The sequence below is a fragment of the Streptomyces sp. NPDC058051 genome, assembly GCF_042885475.1.
Classification (GTDB): domain Bacteria; phylum Actinomycetota; class Actinomycetes; order Streptomycetales; family Streptomycetaceae; genus Streptomyces.
On record NZ_JBHVRW010000026.1, the window covers coordinates 20727 to 41017 of the forward strand.

At 70.6% G+C, this 20291-nt stretch carries 23 protein-coding genes and 1 pseudogene; 10 read left to right on the forward strand and 14 right to left on the reverse strand.

Annotated features, from left to right (window positions below; all coding sequences use genetic code 11):
• Positions 1–123: 123 nt before the first annotated feature.
• Both ACFVUT_RS30500 and ACFVUT_RS30505 read left to right on the forward strand, forming a co-directional pair.
• The gene (locus tag ACFVUT_RS30500; protein ID WP_389656689.1) at positions 124–579 is read left to right on the forward strand and encodes an NUDIX domain-containing protein; all 456 of its coding nucleotides are present in this window, start codon (positions 124–126) and stop codon (positions 577–579) included.
• 310 nt (positions 580–889) lie between these two features.
• Positions 890–1237, forward strand: a pseudogene (locus ACFVUT_RS30505) (N-acyl homoserine lactonase family protein); the annotation flags it as partial.
• Positions 1238–1806: 569 nt separating this feature from the next.
• Here the strand turns inward: ACFVUT_RS30505 and ACFVUT_RS30510 are convergent.
• Positions 1807–2208 (reverse strand): DUF4231 domain-containing protein, encoded by a 402-nt coding sequence (locus tag ACFVUT_RS30510; RefSeq protein WP_389656693.1) that lies wholly within the window; start codon positions 2206–2208, stop codon positions 1807–1809.
• A gap of 243 nt (positions 2209–2451) precedes the next feature.
• On the reverse strand, positions 2452–2748 hold the full coding sequence (locus ACFVUT_RS30515; protein WP_389656436.1) for a hypothetical protein: 297 nt from the start codon (positions 2746–2748) through the stop codon (positions 2452–2454).
• 125 nt (positions 2749–2873) lie between these two features.
• Between ACFVUT_RS30515 and ACFVUT_RS30520 the strand changes: the two genes are divergently transcribed.
• Positions 2874–3446 (forward strand): GNAT family N-acetyltransferase, encoded by a 573-nt coding sequence (locus ACFVUT_RS30520; RefSeq protein WP_389656439.1) that lies wholly within the window; start codon positions 2874–2876, stop codon positions 3444–3446.
• A 216-nt stretch (positions 3447–3662) separates the two neighbouring features.
• On the opposite strand, the gene ACFVUT_RS30525 is transcribed toward ACFVUT_RS30520, so the two are convergent.
• A complete protein-coding gene (locus ACFVUT_RS30525; RefSeq protein ID WP_389656442.1) occupies positions 3663–4043 on the reverse strand; it encodes a VOC family protein in 381 nt (126 codons plus the stop codon).
• Positions 4044–4349: 306 nt separating this feature from the next.
• Between ACFVUT_RS30525 and ACFVUT_RS30530 the strand changes: the two genes are divergently transcribed.
• The 5 genes from ACFVUT_RS30530 (at position 4350) to ACFVUT_RS30550 (ending at position 9220) form a co-directional block, all read left to right on the forward strand.
• Positions 4350–5429: a MerR family transcriptional regulator gene (locus ACFVUT_RS30530; protein WP_389656445.1), complete on the forward strand. Its 1080-nt coding sequence runs from the start codon at positions 4350–4352 to the stop codon at positions 5427–5429.
• A 110-nt stretch (positions 5430–5539) separates the two neighbouring features.
• Positions 5540–6244: an alpha/beta fold hydrolase gene (locus ACFVUT_RS30535; protein ID WP_389656448.1), complete on the forward strand. Its 705-nt coding sequence runs from the start codon at positions 5540–5542 to the stop codon at positions 6242–6244.
• A gap of 136 nt (positions 6245–6380) precedes the next feature.
• Positions 6381–6869, forward strand: a complete 489-nt coding sequence (locus tag ACFVUT_RS30540) for a MarR family winged helix-turn-helix transcriptional regulator (protein WP_389656451.1) — start codon at positions 6381–6383, stop codon at positions 6867–6869.
• Positions 6870–7091: 222 nt separating this feature from the next.
• Positions 7092–8597 carry an MFS transporter gene (locus ACFVUT_RS30545; RefSeq protein WP_389656454.1) on the forward strand — a complete coding sequence of 502 codons (1506 nt, stop codon included), beginning with the start codon at positions 7092–7094 and terminating at the stop codon, positions 8595–8597.
• Positions 8598–8698: 101 nt separating this feature from the next.
• Positions 8699–9220 (forward strand): DUF2199 domain-containing protein, encoded by a 522-nt coding sequence (locus ACFVUT_RS30550; protein ID WP_389656457.1) that lies wholly within the window; start codon positions 8699–8701, stop codon positions 9218–9220.
• Between the two features lie 75 nt (positions 9221–9295).
• On the opposite strand, the gene ACFVUT_RS30555 is transcribed toward ACFVUT_RS30550, so the two are convergent.
• The 4 genes from ACFVUT_RS30555 to ACFVUT_RS30570 all read right to left on the reverse strand — a co-directional run bounded on the left by ACFVUT_RS30555 (position 9296) and on the right by ACFVUT_RS30570 (position 13369).
• Positions 9296–9898: a TetR family transcriptional regulator gene (locus tag ACFVUT_RS30555; RefSeq protein WP_389656460.1), complete on the reverse strand. Its 603-nt coding sequence runs from the start codon at positions 9896–9898 to the stop codon at positions 9296–9298.
• A gap of 348 nt (positions 9899–10246) precedes the next feature.
• The gene (locus ACFVUT_RS30560; protein ID WP_389656463.1) at positions 10247–11497 is read right to left on the reverse strand and encodes a GNAT family N-acetyltransferase; all 1251 of its coding nucleotides are present in this window, start codon (positions 11495–11497) and stop codon (positions 10247–10249) included.
• A 221-nt stretch (positions 11498–11718) separates the two neighbouring features.
• Positions 11719–12702 (reverse strand): asparaginase, encoded by a 984-nt coding sequence (locus ACFVUT_RS30565; protein WP_389656466.1) that lies wholly within the window; start codon positions 12700–12702, stop codon positions 11719–11721.
• Between the two features lie 46 nt (positions 12703–12748).
• Positions 12749–13369 (reverse strand): ABC transporter substrate-binding protein, encoded by a 621-nt coding sequence (locus ACFVUT_RS30570; RefSeq protein WP_389656469.1) that lies wholly within the window; start codon positions 13367–13369, stop codon positions 12749–12751.
• Between the two features lie 117 nt (positions 13370–13486).
• On the opposite strand from ACFVUT_RS30570, the gene dtd reads away from it, so the two are divergent.
• The gene (dtd, locus tag ACFVUT_RS30575; RefSeq protein WP_389656472.1) at positions 13487–13936 is read left to right on the forward strand and encodes a D-aminoacyl-tRNA deacylase; all 450 of its coding nucleotides are present in this window, start codon (positions 13487–13489) and stop codon (positions 13934–13936) included.
• A gap of 120 nt (positions 13937–14056) precedes the next feature.
• Here the strand turns inward: dtd and ACFVUT_RS30580 are convergent, their stop codons facing one another.
• The 6 genes from ACFVUT_RS30580 to ACFVUT_RS30605 form a co-directional block, all read right to left on the reverse strand.
• Positions 14057–15022 (reverse strand): YgfZ/GcvT domain-containing protein, encoded by a 966-nt coding sequence (locus tag ACFVUT_RS30580; protein WP_389656475.1) that lies wholly within the window; start codon positions 15020–15022, stop codon positions 14057–14059.
• 21 nt (positions 15023–15043) lie between these two features.
• Positions 15044–15514 carry a Fur family transcriptional regulator gene (locus ACFVUT_RS30585; protein WP_389656478.1) on the reverse strand — a complete coding sequence of 157 codons (471 nt, stop codon included), beginning with the start codon at positions 15512–15514 and terminating at the stop codon, positions 15044–15046.
• Between the two features lie 67 nt (positions 15515–15581).
• On the reverse strand, positions 15582–16154 hold the full coding sequence (locus ACFVUT_RS30590; protein ID WP_389656481.1) for an FABP family protein: 573 nt from the start codon (positions 16152–16154) through the stop codon (positions 15582–15584).
• Positions 16155–16510: 356 nt separating this feature from the next.
• On the reverse strand, positions 16511–17587 hold the full coding sequence (locus ACFVUT_RS30595; protein WP_389656484.1) for a hypothetical protein: 1077 nt from the start codon (positions 17585–17587) through the stop codon (positions 16511–16513).
• On the reverse strand, positions 17584–18501 hold the full coding sequence (locus ACFVUT_RS30600; RefSeq protein ID WP_389656487.1) for a hypothetical protein: 918 nt from the start codon (positions 18499–18501) through the stop codon (positions 17584–17586). The genes ACFVUT_RS30595 and ACFVUT_RS30600 overlap by 4 nt, the downstream gene beginning before the upstream one ends.
• Complete coding sequence (locus tag ACFVUT_RS30605; protein ID WP_389656490.1) at positions 18498–19424, reverse strand: hypothetical protein; 927 nt, start codon at positions 19422–19424, stop codon at positions 18498–18500. Before ACFVUT_RS30605 ends, ACFVUT_RS30600 begins: the two co-directional genes overlap by 4 nt.
• A gap of 105 nt (positions 19425–19529) precedes the next feature.
• Here ACFVUT_RS30605 and ACFVUT_RS30610 point away from each other — a divergent pair, with 105 nt between their 5' ends.
• Positions 19530–19892, forward strand: coding sequence for a DsrE family protein (locus ACFVUT_RS30610; RefSeq protein ID WP_389656493.1), 363 nt, complete (start codon positions 19530–19532; stop codon positions 19890–19892).
• A gap of 134 nt (positions 19893–20026) precedes the next feature.
• Here ACFVUT_RS30610 and ACFVUT_RS30615 read toward each other — a convergent pair whose 3' ends face one another.
• The gene (locus tag ACFVUT_RS30615; protein ID WP_389656496.1) at positions 20027–20284 is read right to left on the reverse strand and encodes a DUF3099 domain-containing protein; all 258 of its coding nucleotides are present in this window, start codon (positions 20282–20284) and stop codon (positions 20027–20029) included.
• Positions 20285–20291: the final 7 nt, after the last annotated feature.

Below are 20291 nucleotides of genomic sequence, written 5' to 3' on the forward strand. Positions count from 1 at the left end.
GCAGGTGCTCCCGGGACGCCCTCCACGGATCGCCGGGGAGCGGCGTTGTCGGTGGGCTCTGCCAGGGTGTGCGTCGTGGATGAACTGGTGGAGCGTGTCGACGGCCAAGATCGTGCGCTGGGGATGGTGGTCAGCCGCCGGCAAGCCACCCAGGAGGGTTGGCTGCACCGGGTCGCCGTGACGGTGTGTCGTGATGAGCGTGGGCGGATCCTCGTTCACCGGCGGTCGGAGCAGCTGTCGCGCTTCCCCGGGCACTACGAGGTCGTGGTCGGTGGCGCCGTGGACGTCGGTGAGTCCTATGAACAGGCCGCCGCGCGGGAGCTGGCCGAAGAGCTGGGCATTCGTGTGCTGCCGCGCTTGTTGTTCACGTTCCTCAACCGCAGCGGTTTGAGCCCTCACTGGCTCGGCGTGCACGAGGCCGTGATGCCGGACACGGTGGTCGCCGATCCTGATGAGGTCGCCTGGCACGGCTGGCTGACCGAGCCGGAGCTGCGGTCGGCCCTGCTGGAGTGGCGCTTCACCCCCGACAGCCACGAAGCCTTCAGCCGGTATCTCGCGTTCCGGACCGCCCGGTCCTGACCTTGCCCGCTTCTCGGGCCGGGGTGCCTGCCTGCTCTTCGAGGGTGGCGACAACGTGCCTGCGAAAAGCACGGAACACGTCGGCAACGATGCGAATTCGGCGACAGACATCGTGCTCGTGCTTCGAGAAGGGCCAGGTCGGCACAGGAGGTCAGCGACAACTGTCGCCCTCAGGCTCAGCCCCGTGGGACTGAGCACGACGGGTGTCCGTTCCCGGTAGATGTGGCGAGTCCCAGTGGTTCCGGCAAACGACCCGGCGGAGTCCCGGCGAAGCCGGCCGGCCTGCACGGTCCACCGCATGGCTGACGCGTTCGATGAACTGATCGACTTCCCCGGCGCCGCCTATGAGGAACTCGCCGGTGAATCCGAGGTCTGGCCGGGAGTCTGGATCATCCCGACGCCCGGGCACACTCAAGGGCATCAGTCGCTCGTCCTCCGACGAGGTGACGGCACAGTAGTCCTCGCGGGCCAGGCACACGACTTCACTTCCCACTTCGCGTCCGGCCAACTGGCCCGCCACGCGACACTCCAGGGCGTGGAGCAGCCGCTTCCTCCCTATCAGCACTGGCTGGATCGACTCGCCGACTTCGACCCACGCCGTGTGCTCTTCGCCCACGACTGCTCGGTCTGGGAACCGCCGCAGACCGAAGGCCGCTGAAACCCGACTCTCCGGCACATGCCACACGTCGGACTACCCACACCTATGCGGGACAGCCCCGGCCGGCGCGTCCCAGACAGAACGAGGCACCGCAGGTCACGACCTCGCACTACCCACACTTAGTTGAAACAGGAGTGCGCCACGAGGCGCTACGCAATCGAGTGGAGGTGGAAGACCTTCTCTGCCGGGCCGTCGCAGCGGTCTGGTGAAGCTGGGGGCAGCCTGATCCGGGGAACGCCGGGGAGGGTGGCAAGCAGCCCCGACAACGGCCTGGTTCAGCCGCCCACACCCCTGAGTGGCTCTGTCCGCGAGAACGGCAGCGGATGTACACCGGCTTGGGAGGCAGCCGCCGCCCGAGAGGGAATCGAAATGTTCACGGGTTTCGACAGCAGCACTGGCACGGAGAGGTTGCTGCTGAGGGTGCGATGACCGACGCCGTCGAGGTCCAGTTGTGCCGTCTCATGAGGTTGGTGCCGCCTCAGCGGCGGGGCTCACGCCCATCTTGACCACGTACGGACCGGCGGCACCCCTCGCTCTGGGACACTCCCCACGGCGCGTCGGCGTTGTGCTCACCCACCCGATGCTGGAGGTCCAGCGACGGGGGGCTGGGGCGCCGAGGACCGTGTCTCTGCCCATGCGCCGGCCTCCGACCGCACCAGCTCCTCGGTTCTCGATGCCAGCACGGCCAAGGAGTCCGCGCCGTCATACGGAGCCGACCCACAGCTCCAGTTGACGAGCTCGCCCTGGAGCGCTATCAGCACGGAACTCGCCCGTACCCAGTTCTCACCCCACCGGAACAGCTGCCGGAGCCCCGCCGAGACCACCACCAACGCACCGAGAACTCCTGTCACCGTGACGGAGACACCGGCCGCCGCACACGCCGGTATGGACGCGGACAACAGCATCAGCCCGGCCTCCGAAAGGTAGTGGCCGAGCCGCTGCCGCCGCTTATGCCACTCGTACCACGTCATTCGTTCCCGCACGTTGGGCGGGAGTTCGGCCCCATCCGCCCCCCGCAACTCCGTCCACCAGAAGCTCGCTTCACCTGCGCCGCCTGTCACGCGCGCGACCCTACGGCATGGTGTCCCGCACTGTCCGGGGCGTGCCGCGCAACCTGCCAGGCCGCCTGAGACGGGGCAGTGATCAGCCGGACCTGTGGAACCAACGTCGTGAGACACCACATCTACTGCTCCGACCGCATCGGTGCGCCGGCTTCAGGCAGGTGGAAGTGGCCCTGCGACGGTGACCGTACCGGTCCACCAGTCCGGTTGATCGGGTGCGTGCCAGAGGACGTCGAGCCGGCGGTGGGTGAGCTCCTCCGCCTTCTGAACCAGGGCCACCTGCGCGATGCCCGGCCCGGACGAGGGCGGAGGACTGGCGAGCGCGCCGTCGGCGATGCCGGCCGGCCCGATGAAGTGGACGGCGTACCTCAGTCCGTCCGGGGTCCGGTACAGGACGAGGCTGGTCGGCGTCCCGAGGGTGCGCCAGTACGGCCGCCGTTTGCTCGCCATGCCGGCACGGTACCGCGGGCTCACCGCCCATGCGGCGCGTCCGGCGTCACCGCGGACGTACGCGCCCCCGACCGTCCGGATAAACGGACGGTCGGGGCTGATCGTGATGCGGCAGGATGCTCCGCATGCCATTGCCCACCCCCGAGCTGCACACCGCCCGCCTGCGACTGCGGCCGTTCACCGACGCCGACGCGGCGCCGCTCTACGCGCTGCACAGCAGCGCCCACGTGCTGCGTTACTGGGACTCCCCGCCGTGGGGGGATCCGGCCCGCGCCCAGCGCTTCATCGCGACCTGCCGGACGATCGAGGAGGAAGGCACGGGAGCCCGGGTGGCCGTCGACCGCGTCTCCGACGGCGCGTTCATCGGCTGGTGCGGCCTGACCAGCTGGAACCCGGACTTCCGCAGCGCGTCCCTGGGCTACGTCTTCGACGCCGCCGCGTGGGGCCACGGCTACGCCACGGAGACCGCGCACGCCGTCCTGCGGTGGGCGTTCGACACCCTGGACCTGAACCGCGTCCAGGCCGAGATCGACACCCGCAACGTGGCGTCCGCCCGGGTCCTGGAGAAGCTCGGCTTCGTCCGCGAAGGCACCCTCCGCGAGGACTGCGTCGTCAACGGCGATGTCTCCGACTCCTGGGTCTTCGGCCTCCTCCGCCGCGAGTGGCACCCGACGGCCACGCCGACGGCCGGCCGCTAGGACCGAGACCTGCCCGCCTTTCGGTCCGCAACCCCCACCGAGGTCACCGTGGGCCGCTCCGGCGAGCTCAGGCATGAACGGGAAGCGCTACCTGAGGAACCGGTGCCGTCAGCACCGCGCCGCACCCGACGCACGCAAACACGTCCATACGCCCTCCCGCCCCGTACACCGCGGATTTTCCCGGCCCCGCGACCGACAGCCAACCGCTTTCCCCCGTCAGTTTCTGACGATGCAGAAGGGATGCCCAGCCGGATCGGTGAACACCCGGGCCCTGGCGGCGTCATGAGGCTGGTGATCCGGCTTGCCCGCGCCCAGTTCCAGCAACCGGGCCTCGGCCTCCTCCAAGTCCTCCTCGACCTTGAAGCAGATGTGGAGCTGCTGGGGAACGGTCTGGCCGGGCCATCTCGGGGCTCGGTAGTCGTCGACCCGTTGAAAGCCGATCAGGAGTCCGTCCTCGTGGTGGAGACCGGCGAACTCGGCGTCCGACTTCGGGTGGAGTTCGAGGCCGGTGGCCTGCTGGTAGAACTCCGCCAGAGCCAACGGATCAGGGCAGTCGAGTGTTATCGCGCTCAACTTCATCTTCATCTGCAGGGGCATGGCGTCTCCGAGCCGATCGATGGACTTCCGCGAGGCACAGCACACCCTAGAGGCGGCCCGGCGGGCGAGCGGGACACCGCACACCAAGCCGTTCCACGCGACCGCGGGCCTCGTGGGTCCGCGGTCGGCAGATCAGGGAACGAACGACTGGCCGACCACTGGCACGCCTTGCCGCCTTCGTCGCCGAATGCCGCGCACGTCTTGAGGCGATCCTCGCCGACGCCGCTGCGGGTTGACCTTCACCCTGGGTGAGGTCACAGCATCGGTGGGGCCGGGCGATGTGCCCGGCAATGAGGAGGAGCGAGCATGGGGCTGCTGACCATCGGGGCGTTCGCGAGGGCGTCCCGGCTGTCACCGAAGGCGTTGCGTCTTTACGACGAGCTCGGCCTGCTGACCCCGGCTCGCGTCGACCCGGTGACCGGGTACCGCTTCTACGCGCCGGAGCAGCTGGATCAAGCCCGGCTGGTCGCCTGGCTCCGACGCCTGGGGATGCCCCTGGCCCGGATCCAGCACGTCTGCGCGCTGGAGGCAGACGAGGTGGCCCAGGAGATCCGCGCGTTCTGGGCCCAGGTCGAGGCCGACACCGCCGCACGGCGGGATCTGGCCGCCTTCCTCATCGACCACCTGTCCTGGAAGGACCCTGCCATGTCCCCGACCACCCCGCCGCTCGGAATCCGTTACGCCGCAATGTCCGACACGGGCCTCGTCCGCGAGAGCAATCAGGACACCGCCTACGCCGGATCCCGCCTGCTCGCCGTCGCCGACGGCTACGGCAAGGAAGGAGCCCCCGCGAGCGCGGCCGCCGTCGACGCGCTCAAGCACCTCGAAACCGGCAGCATCCCGGCAGGCAATCTCCTCAACGTCCTCGAAGAAGCGATCGACCAGGCCAACCAGGCCGTGCACGGCGTCGCCGGGACCGGTTCCGCCACCGAGGAGAGCGGCACGACGCTCACCGCGATGCTCTGGACCGGATCGCGTCTGGCCCTCGTCCACATCGGTGATTCCCGGGTGCACCTCCTGCGCGACGGAGAGCTGTTCCAGATCACCCACGACCACACCGTGGTGCAGTCGATGGTCGACGAGGGACGCATCAGCCAGGAAGAAGCCGTCACCCACCCCCAGCGGTCGCTGCTGGTACGGGCCCTGGGCCAAGGAGCCGACACCGCCCCCGACATACGTCTCCACGATGCCCAGCGGGGAGACCGCTACCTGCTCTGCTCCGACGGCCTTTCGACCGTCGTGCCGACCGAGGAGATCCACCGGGTGCTCTCCGAGACCGGGGAACCCGAGCAGGCGGTCCGCGCACTCATCGCCCTCGCCAACGGCTCCGGCGGCCCCGACAACGTCAGCTGTGTGATCGCCGACGTCCTGGAACTCCAGCGGTAGAAGCGAACGGCGTGTACGTGCAGCTCAGCCGTCGGCGCCGCAGGTCAGAACCTCGCCACGCATCGGCGGAACCCGGACGAGCGCCGGGGCTGCCGCGCTAGGTTATGGCCATGACGGAATTCGTACTGGTGTCCGGTGCTTGGCTCGGATCGTGGGCGTGGGACGAGGTGGCGGCGGAGCTGCGTGCGGCCGGGCACGGCGCTCACCCGGTGACGCTCTCCGGCCTCGCCGAGAAGCAAGGCGTACCGGCAGGGCAGCAGACCCATGTCCGGGACATCGTCGACGTGGTGGAGCACCACGATCTCCACGATGTCGTCCTGGTCGGGCACAGCTACTCGGGCATCCCGGTCGGCCAGGCAGCCGAACGGATCGGTGACCGGCTGGCCCACGTGGTCTTCGTCGACTCCGAGGTTCCGGTCGACGGCGCGTCGTTCGCCTCCGACTGGTGGGCCGGCCGCGAGGCACTGGAGGCCGCCATCGACGGGAACGGCGGCTTCTGGGCACCGCTCACCGCAGCCGACTGCGACGGCCAGGGCCTCACCGACGAACAGACCGCACGGATCACGGGCGGTTCGACGCCGCACCCCGGTGCCACGCTGACCGAACCGGCCGTACTGGCACGCCCGCTCGGGGAGCTTCCGGCGACGTACATCAAATGCCTGCTCGACGGCGACGAACCGAAGGAGGTCGTGGCCAAGCTGGTGGCCGACAACGAGCGTTGGGACCTGGTCGAGATGAGCACCGGTCACTGGCCGATGTTCTCCCAGCCGCACGAGCTGGCACGGATCCTGCACGAGTCGGCCCTCAAAGCCTGACTCCCGCCATCGGACGCGTAAGCCCGTCGGACGCGTAGGCCCGTCGGAAAGGGGCATCCGGTCCCGGCGCACCCCGGCGCGCCGAACGTCTGCTTGAGGACTATCCGCCACGGTCTGAATGGTTACGCTGGTACGCATGACCACCATGGCATCCACCCAGACCGGCCCGGACCTCTCCTACCTCCTGGACCACACAAGCCACGTCCTGCGGACCCAGATGTCGGCGGCACTCGCCGAGATCGGCCTCACGGCACGCATGCACTGCGTACTGGTCCACGCCCTGGAGGAGGAGCGCACGCAGATCCAGCTGGCCGAGATCGGTGACATGGACAAGACCACGATGGTGGTGACCGTGGACGCCCTGGAGAGCGCGGGCCTCGCCGAACGCCGGCCGTCCCGCCGGGACCGGCGGGCCCGGATCATCGCGGTCACCGAGAAGGGCGCCCGACTCGCCGAGCAGAGTCGGCGGATCGTCGACGGGGTGCACGAGGACGCCCTGCGAACCCTCCCTTCCGACGACCGGGACGCCCTCCTGCGGGCCCTGCACCACCTGGCGGGCGACCACCTGGCCGTCCCCGCGGAGAGCCCCGCGACCGTTCGCCGCGCACGCCAGAGCAAGAAGTAGCCCCGAAGCAAGACGTAACCCCGGAGCAGCGGCCCCGGGCAGGAGACCCCGGAACAGGAAGTCGCCCCAGGGCAGGAAGACGCCCCGGAGCAGGAAGACGCCCAGAAGCAGGATCCGGGACAAGACACGGAAGAGGACCCGAAAGAAGACCCGAAAAAAACAGTCTGCAACAAAACCATCTGCTACGGTCCTTCCTGTCGCCTCATCCGACAGGAGAACCCCATGTCTGCCTCTGCTGCCTCTGATACCTCTGATACCTCTGCCGCCTCCCCCGCCCCTGCCGCGCCCGATTCCGCACCGGTTTCGCACGCCTCACCACCCGTCTCGCACGCCTCACGCCGACTCGCTCTCGGCGTCATCGCCACGGGCCTGCTGATGACCGTCCTCGACGGCTCGATCGTCACCGTGGCGATGCCCGCCATCCAGGACGACCTGGGCTTCTCGCCCGCGGGACTCAGCTGGGTCGTGAACGCGTACCTGATCGCGTTCGGCAGCCTGCTGTTGCTCGCCGGCCGGCTCGGCGATCTCATCGGCCACAAGCGCATGTTCGTGGCGGGCACCGCCGTCTTCACCGCGGCCTCGCTCCTCGCCGGTGCCGCCGCCTCCCCCGCCGTCCTGATCGCCGCCCGCTTCTTGCAGGGCCTCGGCAGCGCCATGGCCTCCGCCGTGGGCCTCGGCATCCTCGTCACCCTGTTCACCGAGCCCCGCGAACGCGCCAGGGCCATCGCCGTGTTCAGCTTCACGGGCGCGGCGGGGGCATCGATCGGGCAGGTGCTCGGCGGGGTTCTCACCGACGCCCTCGACTGGCACTGGATCTTCTTCATCAATCTGCCGATCGGGCTCGCGACCCTCGCCGTCGCCGTGCGCGTGCTGCCCGTCGGCCGGGGCCTCGGCCGACGGGCCGGAGCCGATGTGATCGGCGCGCTCCTGGTCACCACCGGGCTGATGCTGGGCATCTACACCGTCGTCCGGGTCGAGGAGCACGGCTGGACATCCGCGCCCACGCTCGGGCTCGGCGCGCTCGCAGTCGTCCTGCTCGCCGGGTTCGCCGCCCGCCAGGCCACCGCCCGCACCCCGCTCGTGCCGCTGCGGATACTCCGTTCGCGCAGCGTCTTCGGAGCCAACCTGGTCCAGGTCCTCATGGTGGCGGCGCTGTACTCGTTCCAGGTCCTGGTCGCCCTCTACCTCCAGAACGTGCTGGGTTACGGTGCCGCCGCGACCGGTCTCGCGATGCTTCCCGCGGCGGTCGCCATCGGAGCCGTGTCCCTGGGCATCGCGGCCCGGCTGAGCGAGCGGTTCGGCGACCGGAATGTGCTGCTGGCCGGGCTCGTCCTCCTGATCGGAGTCCTCGGCCTCCTGACCCGCGTCCCCGTGCACGCGCACTACGTCACCGACCTGCTGCCCGTGATGCTGCTCGCCGCGGGCTTCGGACTCGCCCTTCCCGCAGTGACCGCGCTCGGCATGTCAGGGGCGGGGGACGGCGATGCCGGGCTCGCGTCGGGACTGTTCAACACCACCCAGCAGATCGGTATGGCCATCGGCGTCGCGGTGCTGTCCACCCTGGCCGCCGGGCGTACCGACGACCTGCTCACGGGCGGCCTCAGCCGCGCCGAGGCGCTGACCGGTGGCTACCACCTGGCCTTCACCGTCGGTACGGGACTCCTCGTGGCCGCGCTCCTCATCGCGCTCGCGGTGCTGCGGCGTCCCGCGCACAGGCCCGCCGCCTGAAGCCCGACCGCACGCAGAGGAGCGCCGACCGGCAGCGGGGGACCGGCGGCGCCCGCGGGACACCTGCCACCCCCGGGACCTCAGGGCCTAGGATCCCGCCCATGGCTACCGACCCCGGCTACACCTGCTCCTGCTGCGGCGAACACCACGCGGAACTCCCGATGGGGTACTCGACCATGGCGCCCGACGTCTGGGACGCAAGCCTGGAGAGCGATCCCGACAGCATGCTCTCGTCGGACCAGTGCATCGTCAGGCATGAGCACTACTTCATCAAGGGTCTGATCGAGATACCCGTCCTCGGCAGCGAGGAGCCCTTCTCCTGGGGGGTCTGGGTCTCGCTCAGCCGGGAGAACTTCGCCCGCGCGCTCGATGTGTGGGAGACCCCCGGCCGTGAGTCCGAGCAGCCGTACTTCGGCTGGCTGAGCACCGAGTTGGGGCTGTACTCGCCCCGCACGACCAACCTCAAGACCAACGCGCACACCCGCCCGATCGGCCTCCGCCCCCGGATCGAGCTGGAGCCCACCGACCATCCGCTCGCCGTGGAGCAGCGCACCGGCATCACGCCGGACCGGGTCCGGGAGATCGCCGAAGCGGTGCTGCACGCCGGGGACGTCCACGTCTGAACGCACCGCCGGGGACGTCCACGTCTGAACGCACCGCCGGGTGCGCCTGACAGGCCCGGGCGCCTTTGCCGTCCGCTACCGCGTCCCGAGCCCCGACCGCAGCTGCTCAAAGGCGAGTTCGGCGGCCTCGACCGCACCGGCGTACGCCTGGTCCGCGCTCTCCCCCGCGTCGATCCGCCGCCAGTTCTCCAGGGCCAGGATGCGCTGTACGGCGATGATCTGGCCCGCGCCCAGCCTGTCCCGGACCCGGTCGCCCAGCGCACGGGCGAGCGCCGCCTCCGAACGGCCCTGGTAGGCGTACAGGCGGGCCACCAGGGACGGTGTCCCGTAGAGCAGCCGCAGGTACGCCAGCACCTCGGGTGCGTCGCAGAGCCCGGTCACCGGGTCGCGCCGCTCCAGGCCGTCCAGGAAGTGGCGGCGCAGGGCGTCCAGCGGGGATTCGCTCTCCGCGCGGGCGGCGACGACGCGGGCCGCCTCGTCCTCGTGGTCGGCGAACCGGTGCAGGGCCAGGTCCTCCTTGGCCGGGAAGTACCGGAACAGTGTCGGCTTGGAGATGTCCGCCGCGGCCGCCACCTCCGCCACCGAGACCTTGTCGAAGCCCCGCTCCAGGAACATCGCGATCGCGGCATCGGAAACCGCCTGGTACGTCAGCTGCTTCTTCCGCTCACGCAGACTCATCACCACAGGAGACGCAGGAGACGCAGGGGGCGCAGGAGACGCAGGAGACGCAGGAGACGCAGGGGGCGCAGGGGCCGGCGGGTCCGCCGGGGCCACTGGAGACGCAGGGACCACAGAGGCCGCAGGGGCCGCCGAGGTCCGGACGGCGTCCGGAGCCGCGCGCACCGGCGTCCCGGGACCGGGTTTCTCTCCGCTCATGACCATGAGCGTACGCCGTGACCTCAACCGGACTTGACGTCCGAGCACGGCGGCACGAGCGCCGGACGACGCGGCCCCCGGCAGCGGGAAGCGCGCGCCCGGCAGCGGAAGGCACGCGCCCGGCAACACATGGACCGGCAGCGGCAGCCCTCAGAAGACGTCCGGGCACCAGGCCCGCCGTGCCGTCCGGAACATCCCCTCCGCCCGTGCCACCGCACCCGGCACGAGTTCCTCGATGCGCCCCAGGGCCGCCAGCCGGGTCGGGGACTCGTCGCCGAGGTAGAGCGTCCCCAGTTCCCGCACGTCCAGGGCGAGATCGGCGGTGGCCGTGGTGGGGGCGCAGGTCGCGCCGGACGGGGAGGCGTCGAGGCGGTAGCGGCCGGTGGTCAGGCCCGTGGCGTCGTGGATGTCCAGGGTCAGGGTGCCGGGTACCGCGTAGGTGCGGGCCTCCAGTGCGCGTACGACGTCCAGGACGCGCACCCACAGCCAGTCCGCCTGGGTCACGATGCGGGCCGCGCGCGGGTCCGGGAGGAGGAGGGGCAGCAGGTCGTCGGGGGCGCGGTGACCGGTGCGGACCGTGGTGATCCAGTCGATCGAGCAGACGAAGTGCCAGAGTGCCCGTTCCGCGGCGGGCGTGACCGCGATGTGGTCGGCCACCGTGGCGCGGTTCAGCGGCTGCTTCGCGTCGCCCCAGTGGCCGTCGGCACGGTAGATGATCAAGCCGTCGGCATCGCCGTCCGCTGTGCTGTGGACGGCGTAGAAGGGCTCCGTCCAGGCGCCGGGGCCGGGCCGGTTCTCGCCGGTGGTCTGCTCCCACCAGTGTGCGGTGCGGTCGGTCACCCCGTGCTGCCGGGCACGCAGCCGGTCGTGGAGCGCGGGGCCCAGCTTGCGTACGTCCGCCCCGCTCACCAGATCGATCCGGCCGCCGTCCTCGGCACCGGGCCCCGACCAGCGCGGGTCGAGGCCGGCCCTCGGCACGTCGATCTCCCATTCGGTGCTCCACGCCGCCGGGCCGAAGCCGTACCGTCCGTAGATCGGGTACTCGGCGGCGATCAGCGTGGCGACCACCTCGCCGCGTTCCTTCGCCGCCGCCAGGTCCGTGGCCATCATCCGGCTGAGCAGCCCGCGACGGCGGTGCGTGGGCGACACCGTGACGTTGGAGACCGCGTCGGCCGGCACCGTGGCGCCGCCGACGACCGTGAGCTCCTGCGCGAACGAACGGAACGTCGCCACGCACCGGCCACCGTCGAACACACCCTGCGTACGGGCCAGGTCGTAGCGCGGGAGGCGGGCGGCCACCTCCTCGGGTGTCACGGTCGGGGGACGGAGAAAGCCGGTGTTCAGGGCACGCAGCCAGTCGGGCACTTCGGACTCGGTGATCGTACGGACGTCAGGGCGCATACACCCACGCTAGGTACCGGCTCACACCATGTCCTCCGGTTTATGTCCACCGGCCCGTATCCGGCCACGGGGAACAATTCGCCGGGGTCTCCGTCGCGCGGGCACCGGAACCGCGGCACCGCCCTGCCGCTTCGCACACCGGCCCCCGCCCCCACGCCCCCTCCCTGAACCTGGAGCGGGCCTCATGAACCGCCGGTCCCGTCACGGCGCGGCACGACCCGTCAGAACGCTGCCCGGATCTCGCCGACCTCACCGCCGCCGCCCAGCAGAGGCGCGCGCCCGATCCGGGAGACGACCGGGGCGTCGACGCCGAGCAGGCTCAGCGACCGGGCCAGCACCGGGCCGAGTGCCCGCGTCGCACCGTCGTCGATCTTGAAGGCCAGGGCCCGGCCGTCCGCCAGTGCCACCGCCTGCACCGCCTCCGCGCCCATCTTGGAGAGCGTGCCCGGCACCTCCCGCATCAGCCAGGTGTCGGGGCGGCGCGTTCCGGCGACGTACTCGGGGTGGGCCCGCATCGCGTCCCCGACCCGGCGCTCCGCCGTCCCCGGCTCCGCCAGTACGAACGAACGGAAGGCCCGCGCCAGACCCACCAGGCTGACCGCCATCAGCGGCGCCCCGCACCCGTCCGTACCGACCGCGGCGACCGGTTCGCCGGTCGCCTCCTCGACCACCTGGTGCACCAGCTGCTGGAGCGGGTGTGCCGGATCGAGGTAGGACGCCTGGTCCCAGCCGTTCACCGCGCACACCGCGAGCATCGCCGCGTGCTTGCCGGAACAGTTCATGGTGACCCGGTCCCGGACCAGGCCCGCGGCGAGGTACGCCTCCGCCTCCACCGGGTCCAGCGGCAGGTCGGGCGGCGTCTGCAGATCGCCGGGCGTCAGTCCGTGCTCGGCGAGCATCGTGCGCACGAGGTCGAGGTGGAAGCCCTCGCCCGAGTGGCTCGCCGCCGCCAGCGCCAGCCGCTCCCCCGACAGGTCGAGGCCGGCCCGCAGCACGGCCGCGGCCTGCATGGGCTTGTTGGAGGAGCGAGGGAAGACCGGGGCCGCCGGGTCGCCCAGGACCCGTTCCACACTGCCGTCGGCGGCCAGGAGGACCAGCGAACCCCGATGTCCGCCCTCCACGAAGCCGGACCGTACGACTTCGGCCAGGACGGGGTGGGCGGAGGATATGGCGGAGGGAGCGGCAGGAACTGCGCTGGAGGTCATGGTGGCCTTCCGGGGACGAACGGAACCCGCCCCCGGAAGGATCGCTTCAGGCCAGCAGGTCGTCTACTTGTGCTTCACCATCACGGTACCTGCGGGCGATCTCCGCACTGCATTCGTCCGCGGTGCGTTGCAGCTGGTGACGGCGCCGGGAGACCTGCTGCTCGTAGCGGACCAGGCGGCCCATCGCGGTGTGCAGCTCCTCGTCCGTACGGGCGTCGAGGTCGGAGAGTTCGACCTCGGCGAACGTCTCGGCCGCCAGCCGGCGGTACTCGTCGCTGCGCGGTGTGGTGAGCGTGACATGCCGCGCGGAGGAACGGTGCTGGGACGGGGTGTCGGCAAGGATCTCCGAGAGCCGGTCCACCACCGGTGTCTCCGGATCCATCCTCCGGGCCAGCTCGGCCCTCAGGATGTCGATCCGCCCCTGGACCAGCCGGCGTACGTAGCTGAGGTCGGCCTCGTCGCGCTGCGAATCGCGGCGCAGGGTGCGCAGCTCCGGCAGCCTCAGGCCGTCCAGTTCGGGCTGCGGTCCCGCGGACAGGCCGCCGTCGAGACCGTGGCCGGTTCGCTGCACGGGTGGGCGCAGGGTGCTCGTGCTGGTACTGGTACTGGTGCCGGTGCGCGTGCCCGGCACGGCACCGGGGGACTGCCCGGTTCCATAGGTACTCATGCTGTTGTCCATCCCCTCGACCGGTGCGTCGGCACACCGCCTTCCGAGCATGGTGCCACTCCGGTGGGCCTTGTGCGGCTGCTCTGTACCCGTTCAGCCCAAGATAGGTTGGTCTGTATGCGTGCAGTGATACAGAGGGTGGACGGTGCGAGCGTCACGGTGGCCGACGGCTCGGACGCGTCGGGCGGGCCCGAGGTGGTCGGCGAAATCGTCGGCGAGGGGCTGTGTGTGCTGGTCGGAGTGACCCATGGGGACACTCCGGAGAAGGCGGCACAACTCGCCCGCAAACTGTGGTCGGTCCGCGTCCTGGAGGGCGAGAAGTCCTGCTCCGACGTGAATGCACCGCTTCTGGTGATTTCGCAGTTCACTCTCTACGGGGACGCCCGGAAGGGGCGCCGCCCCACCTGGAACGCGGCGGCGCCCGGCGAGGTCGCCGAACCGCTGGTGGACGAGGTGGTGGCACAGCTGCGGGCGCTGGGGGCGCAGGTGGAGACGGGCCGGTTCGGGGCGCAGATGCGGGTCTCGCTCACGAACCACGGCCCGTTCACCGTCATCGTCGAGGTCTGAGCCGGCCCGGACGGGGCAGGGCCTCCGCCGGTCGCGGCCCCAGGTCCGGCCCGGGACCGCGACCGCGGCAGGTCCAGGTCCAGGTCCAGGTCCAGGGCAGGCAACAGGGTCTGTGGGCCGCTACGGCTCCACGACCGTCTCCTGCGCGGCTGCGGTGTCCCCCGCGAGCAGTTCCGCGTCCACCGCGACGTTCCGCTTGATCAGGGCCAGCGCGATCGGTCCCAGTTCGTGGTGGCGGGCGGACGTGGTGATGAAGCCGAGCTGCCGGCCCTCGGCGCCGTCCGCGGCGAGCCGTACCGGGGTGCCGTGCCCGGGGAGCAGGACCTCGCTGCCGTCGAGGTGCAGGAAGACGAGCCGCCGTGGCGGCTTGCCCAGGTTCTGCACCCGGGCCACGGTCTCCTGACCTCGGTAGCAGCCCTTCTGGAGGTGGACGGCGGTGCCGATCCAGCCCAGCTCGTGCGGGATGGTGCGGTGGTCGGTCTCGAAGCCGAGGCGCGGGCGGTGCGCCTCGACGCGCAGCGCCTCGTACGCCAGGATGCCGGCCGCGGGGCCGTTCCCGGCCGCGTACGCCTCCAGGTCCGCGCGGGGCAGGAACACGTCCCGGCCGTACGCCGTCTCCCGTACCGTCACACCGTCCGGGACCTCCGCGATGGAACCGGCCGGCAGGTACACCACGGCGAAGTCCTCGGTACGGTCGGCGACTTCGACCCGGTAGAAGAACTTCATGGACTCCAGATAGGCGACGAGGTCGCCCTGCGTGCCCGGTTCGGCATGCATCCACACGGTCTCGCCGTCGTCGACGAGATAGAGGGCGTGCTCGATGTGTCCGTGCGCGGAGAGGATCAGGGCCTCGGTGGCCTGCCCGGGGGCGAGTTCGCTGACGTGTTGCGTGAGCAGCAGGTGCAGCCAGGCCAGCCGGTCGCTGCCGGACACGGTGACGACGGCGCGGTGCGAGAGGTCGACGAGACCTGAGCCGTCGGCGAGGGCGCGCTGCTCGCGGAACAGGTCACCGTAGTGCGCGGCGACGCCTTCGTCGCGGCCCTCGGCGGGGACGGCGCCGGGCAGGGACAGCAGGGGGCTCTTCATGCGACCAGCGTACGACGCGGTTCAGGACCGGGGACCGGCCGTGTCGGCCACGCGGCCCTCGCTCCCGGACGCCGCCTTCGCCGTGCAGTCGGCACAGCGGCCGAAGATCGCGAAGTGCTTCATGTCCGTCTCGAAACCGAAGGTGCCGTGAAGCTTCGCGGTGAACTCGGCGACGACATCGACATCGGCCTCGATGACGTTCGTGCAGTCGCGGCAGACCAGATGGATGTGGTGGTGGCGGTCGGCCAGATGGTACGTCGGTGCCCCGTGGCCCAGATGGGCGTGGCTGACCAGCTCCAACTCCTCCAGGAGTTCGAGCGTCCGGTAGACGGTGGAGATGTTCACACCGGACGCGGTCTTGCGCACCTCGCAGAGGATGTCGTCCGGCGTCGCGTGTTCCAGCGTGTCGACGGCTTCCAGGACAAGCTGCCGCTGCGGCGTCAGTCGATAGCCGCGCTGTCGGAGATCGGTCTTCCAGTCGGTGCTCACCACAGGCCCAGTGTAGGACCGGGTGAGCACCTGTTCGCCGCCTTGTGGGAGGCCGGAGGAAACCCGTGCGCTACTTGAAGAAGGCGATACCGTCGTCCGGCAGGTCACCGAGGCTCTTCGCCATCGCCTCGACCTCCTCGGGCGTGACGACCTTCTTCAGGTGCGCCGACATGTACGGCCGCAGCTCCACCTCGGGGGTGGCCTTCTCGCCGACCCACATCAGGTCGCTCTTCACATAGCCGTAGAGACGCTTGCCACCGCTGTACGGACCGGAGGACGCGGTCCGGGCCACCGCGTCGGTGACCAGGTCGATCTGCGGCTTCTGATCGGCCAGCCCGCCGTACCAGATCTCGATGACGCCCTGGTCGCGGACCATGACGACCTCGACCTTGCGGTCCTTGTCGATGCGCCAGTAGCCGGACTCGGACTCCAGCGGCTGGATCTTCTTGCCCTCGGAGTCGAGCACCCAGGTGTGCGAGACGTACTCCAGGAAGTCCCGGCCGTCGTGGCTGAAGGAGACCTCCTGGCCGAAGTTGCACTGCTCGGCGCCGGGGAAGTCGGAGACACCCGCGCCCGCCCAGTTGCCGAGGAGGAAGGCCAGCGGGACGAGGTCCGGGTGGAGGTCGGACGGGATCTCGATCATGAGCGGCTCAGACGATCTGTGAGGTGGGGGTACGAGGTGGGGGTACGAGGTGGGGCGACTTCGGACGTGACACACCGGGTGCCTCCTGTCACGTGGTCGTGGCAGGGGTGCCCCGCGCGGACGGCGGCGAGGTCGGGAGGGTCAGCGCTGACCCTGGTACAGCTTCTTCACGGTCACGCCGGCGAAGGCGAGCACGCCGACGCAGACCAGGACCAGCAGGGCGGAGAAGAACGCCTCAAGCACGGGAACTCCTTGGAACGAGCGGTAGGGCAGCGGTACGGGGCCGAGCCCCAGCCTAATGGGTTGGGGCCCGGCCCGTCGGTTCGGGGTTTGCCCGGGAGCCGCGGAAGGGCAGGTCAGCCGAGCAGCTGGTTCTGCAGGATCAGCGTCTGGTGGAACGGAACGCTCGGAGTGCCGTCCTTGCCCTTGCGGGACTGCACGACGAGGGCGAGCGTGTCGCCGGCGACCACGTAGCCGTGGCGGACCTGTGCCTCGCCGTACGGCTTCTGCTCGCTGTACACGTACGACGCGGTCCCCTCCACCTTGCCGGCGCCCTTCCAGTCTTCGTCGATGGCCGTCTCGGACGTCCCGGCGAGCGGCACCCCGGAGGGGTCGTCCTCGGTGATCGCGTCCCTGAAGTACTGGGCGAAGGCCGTCGAGTTGAACTGGAGGAGATAGATCCGGGTCGATGTGCCGTCCGGCATGGTCCAGCCGCGGGCGGCGACGTGCCGCGGAGCGGAGTCCTTCAGCACCTGCGCGATGTCGGAGCGCTCGTCCTTCGCGTACGCGGAGAGGTACTGCTCCGTACTCACCCAGCCGCCGTCGAGCTCCTTGTCGTCCACGGTTGCTCCGGCCGGGGCGGGCAGCAGGAGACGCCGCAGGTCGGCGTGGTGGATCTCGGCGACATTGCTCTCGCTGAACGGTCGGGGCGAACCGGCCGGGAGCGCGGGCAGGCTCAGCTCGGGATAGTCCCAGCGGCCGTCGCTCTCGGTGGCCAGGCCCGGCACGTCGGTGCGCTCCATCGAGGTGATGCCGAGGGCCGTACCGGCACCGAGCCCTCCGAGGACCAGGACGGCGACGGTCCATCGGGCGACGGCGCGCAGGACGCGCCGGGGCGGCCTGGGCGACCTGGGCGACTCGGTCGGCAGCGGCGGGGCCGGAGGATGCCCGGGCACCTGCGGTGCGGGAGCGACGCTGTCGGCGGGCACGGCGGGCACGGTACCGGCGGGTTCGGTTCCGGCCGGTTCGGTTCCGGCCGGTTCGGTTCCGGCCGGTTCGGTTCCGGCCGGTTCGGTTCCGGCCGGTTCGGTTCCGGCCAGGGCGGCGGGCTCGGTACCGGCGGGCGCCCCGGGTTCGGTACCGGTCGGCGCCACGGGTTCGGTACCGGCCGGGGTACCGGGCGCGTGGGGCGTTTCCGTCGTCTGCTCGGTCATACGTACTCCCCCGGGGACGTGATGTGGTTGAGCTGGTCCTTCAGCAGCTCGGCGACGGCCGCCCGGTCGAAGGGGCGGATGCCGGACGCCGAGACGCTGATGCTCAGCTCGCCGTCGAACGCCGTGCACTCCATGGACTGGACGGAGTCCTTGTCGCTCTTGGCCGGGACGAAGCACTTGGCGTTCTTCGTGTGCCCCTGGATCTTGGGCCCCTGACGGAAGATGCCGATGGCCTCGAAGAGTTCCACCCTGGCGTTGTGGAGGCTGCGGACGGCCTTCTTGTCCTTCATCCGCACGATCTGGGTGTCCACCAGCAGGTCGTTGCTGTCCGATGCGTAGGAACGGACAGCGGTGCCCTCGATACGGAGCTTGTCGACCTGCTTCTCGTAGGCCCGTCGCTGCTTGCCCGCAAGGCCGTGCGCGTTCTCCTTCACCGCGGCGGCGGCCTTCTTTCCGCTCTGCTCGCCGTCGTTGCCCAGCTCCCTGACGTCCGGGCCGAGCCGGTAACCGCTCGGAACCGGCAGCAGCAGCTTGCTGAGCTCGGTCGAGGCACGCCCCCGGGCCGTGTCACCGGCGGGGTCCTTGCCGGGACGCTCGTCCTTCGCGGGCTGCTGCCAGAGTCGGGTGCTGACGCTGCGGTCGGCAGTGTCCACCGCCGCCCTGGTGTACGCGACCGCACCGCCGACCGTCGCGAGAACCAGGGCGGCGGGGAGCGCCGTGAGGATCACCCGGCGCGCCCGGCCGGGGATGGCCGGGGAAAGCGGGGCGGCGGTCCCCGGAGCGTCGACGTTCCCGGCGGACGTCACGTCCTGACCGGTGGGCGTCACGTCCTGACCGGCGGGCGTCGCCTCCTGAGTCGTCTCCGGCGTGGTCACGTCGTTCACAGGTGTCTCCGGTGTGGTCACGTCGCTCACAGGCGCTCCAGCTGTCGTTCGGCCAGCGTGCGGATGTCCTTCTTGCTGATCGGTTTGGTGTCGTAGAGGTAGATGTCGGCCACGATGTCGCCGCGCTGCATGATGGCCCTGGCCTGGTAGGCGGGCAGGTAGCCGGGCTTCCGGTCGACGGCGTAGACGTAGTAGCGGCCGTTGCCGCTGCCCTTGATCGGATGTCCGACGTTCCCCGCGCCGTGGGCGGTGCCGGGCATGTAGGCGTGCTGGCCCTCGGCGAAGTCGGCGGACGCCACGGTGTAGCTCGAACGGAACTGCACGAGCGTGATCAGCGCCTCCCCGTACGTTCCGCGCTCCCAGGAAGCTGTGGCGATCCGGCGGACGTCGGACTCCACGAAGTACTCGTACATGGAGCTCGGCTCCTCGTACGTGCGGGCGTAGTTGTCCACACCGAGCCAACCGCTGCTCGGCCTCAGCAGCGACGTGTTCTCTCTCCAGCCCGAGGGCCTGCCGATGATCAGCTTGCGCAGGTCGCCGCTCGTCCTCACCTGCCGGTCCTCGGAGGCGGGCAGCGGATCCGGGGCCTTGCCCGCGGGCAGGGACTTCGCCGGATACGCCAGATCGGGCTGCGACAGAGCCGGCAGCGGCGTCGGAGCCCTTCCGGCCTGGATGTCGAGGCCCACCGCGGTGCCGCCTGCGATGCCGAGCACGGCGGCAGCGGCGATCAGCAGGGTCGTACGCCCACGCGGACGCCTCGCGCGGGGCGCGGCGACGGCAGGATCAGCAGCAGGCGGAGCAGCAGGCGGAGCAGCAGGCGCGGGCGCGGGTTCGGCGGCCGGGGCAGGTTCCGGTGTCTCTCCCGTCAGCGGTGGCGCCACGGCGTCGGCCGGTATCTCCTTCGCGGCGAGCGGCTCGGCCGGCCCGTCAGAAGTAGTGTCTTTCGGTTCCAATTGGGGTCCCCCCACGAGACCAGAGGCGCTGATTCCGTATCCGCGCACCCACCTGACTGCCGCCGGGGCGATGAGGTTGCCCTGGCGACGATTACAGTTCGGCATATGCCGAAGAAGCTCGTGATCAAGGTGACTGCCGGTGCCGACTCAGCCGAGCGCTGCTCGCAGGCGTTCACGGTGGCCGCGGTCGCCGTCGCCAGTGGCGTGGAGGTCTCGCTCTGGCTGACCGGGGAATCCTCGTGGTTCGCTCTGCCGGGACGCGCCGCGGAGTTCGAACTGCCGCACGCCGCGCCGCTGCCGGATCTGATCGAGTCGATCCAGGCGGGCGGGCAGATCACGCTGTGCACCCAGTGCGCGGCCCGGCGCGACATCACCGAACAGGATGTCCTGGAGGGCGTGCGCATCGCGGGGGCCCAGGTCTTCGTCAGCGAGATCATGGCCGAGGACGTCCAGGCCCTCGTCTACTGAGTCGCCCGCGCCGTACCCGTGAGTCGCCCGCGCCGTCCCCGCCACCGCGGCCCGTGCCCACGGCCCGTCGCCGCCCGCACCCGCCGCCCGTACCCGCTGCCGGCGCCCGTACTTGCTACCGACGCTCGTACCCGCTACCGGCGCTTCTTGCCGTCGAGTTCGTCCCACCACTCGTCGGACTTCGGGTCGCCCGACGGGTCGTCCCACCAGCGGTCCTCCGGGCCCCGACGGTTGGCGACCATGGCCGCCAGGGGCGGAATGACCATCGCGACGACGCACATCCCTATCGCGGCGGGCATCGACCACAGCCGGACGAAGGCCCAGGCCGATACGAAGAGGACGATGCAACCGCCCATCATCAGGAAATAGCCGCGACGGCGCCGCGCGTACATACCTCAA

Bases quoted from the DNA above. Each gene is read 5' to 3' on its own strand.
- ACFVUT_RS30500 (WP_389656689.1), top strand. From the start codon at position 124: ATGGTGGTCAGCCGCCGGCAAGCCACCCAGGAGGGTTGGCTGCACCGG.
- ACFVUT_RS30510 (WP_389656693.1), bottom strand. From the start codon at position 2,208: ATGACGTGGTACGAGTGGCATAAGCGGCGGCAGCGGCTCGGCCACTAC.
- ACFVUT_RS30515 (WP_389656436.1), bottom strand. From the start codon at position 2,748: ATGGCGAGCAAACGGCGGCCGTACTGGCGCACCCTCGGGACGCCGACC.
- ACFVUT_RS30520 (WP_389656439.1), top strand. From the start codon at position 2,874: ATGCCATTGCCCACCCCCGAGCTGCACACCGCCCGCCTGCGACTGCGG.
- ACFVUT_RS30525 (WP_389656442.1), bottom strand. From the start codon at position 4,043: ATGCCCCTGCAGATGAAGATGAAGTTGAGCGCGATAACACTCGACTGC.
- ACFVUT_RS30530 (WP_389656445.1), top strand. From the start codon at position 4,350: ATGGGGCTGCTGACCATCGGGGCGTTCGCGAGGGCGTCCCGGCTGTCA.
- ACFVUT_RS30535 (WP_389656448.1), top strand. From the start codon at position 5,540: ATGACGGAATTCGTACTGGTGTCCGGTGCTTGGCTCGGATCGTGGGCG.
- ACFVUT_RS30540 (WP_389656451.1), top strand. From the start codon at position 6,381: ATGACCACCATGGCATCCACCCAGACCGGCCCGGACCTCTCCTACCTC.
- ACFVUT_RS30545 (WP_389656454.1), top strand. From the start codon at position 7,092: ATGTCTGCCTCTGCTGCCTCTGATACCTCTGATACCTCTGCCGCCTCC.
- ACFVUT_RS30550 (WP_389656457.1), top strand. From the start codon at position 8,699: ATGGCTACCGACCCCGGCTACACCTGCTCCTGCTGCGGCGAACACCAC.
- ACFVUT_RS30555 (WP_389656460.1), bottom strand. From the start codon at position 9,898: ATGAGTCTGCGTGAGCGGAAGAAGCAGCTGACGTACCAGGCGGTTTCC.
- ACFVUT_RS30560 (WP_389656463.1), bottom strand. From the start codon at position 11,497: ATGCGCCCTGACGTCCGTACGATCACCGAGTCCGAAGTGCCCGACTGG.
- ACFVUT_RS30565 (WP_389656466.1), bottom strand. From the start codon at position 12,702: ATGACCTCCAGCGCAGTTCCTGCCGCTCCCTCCGCCATATCCTCCGCC.
- ACFVUT_RS30570 (WP_389656469.1), bottom strand. From the start codon at position 13,369: ATGAGTACCTATGGAACCGGGCAGTCCCCCGGTGCCGTGCCGGGCACG.
- dtd (WP_389656472.1), top strand. From the start codon at position 13,487: ATGCGTGCAGTGATACAGAGGGTGGACGGTGCGAGCGTCACGGTGGCC.
- ACFVUT_RS30580 (WP_389656475.1), bottom strand. From the start codon at position 15,022: ATGAAGAGCCCCCTGCTGTCCCTGCCCGGCGCCGTCCCCGCCGAGGGC.
- ACFVUT_RS30590 (WP_389656481.1), bottom strand. From the start codon at position 16,154: ATGATCGAGATCCCGTCCGACCTCCACCCGGACCTCGTCCCGCTGGCC.
- ACFVUT_RS30595 (WP_389656484.1), bottom strand. From the start codon at position 17,587: ATGACCGAGCAGACGACGGAAACGCCCCACGCGCCCGGTACCCCGGCC.
- ACFVUT_RS30610 (WP_389656493.1), top strand. From the start codon at position 19,530: ATGCCGAAGAAGCTCGTGATCAAGGTGACTGCCGGTGCCGACTCAGCC.
- ACFVUT_RS30615 (WP_389656496.1), bottom strand. From the start codon at position 20,284: ATGTACGCGCGGCGCCGTCGCGGCTATTTCCTGATGATGGGCGGTTGC.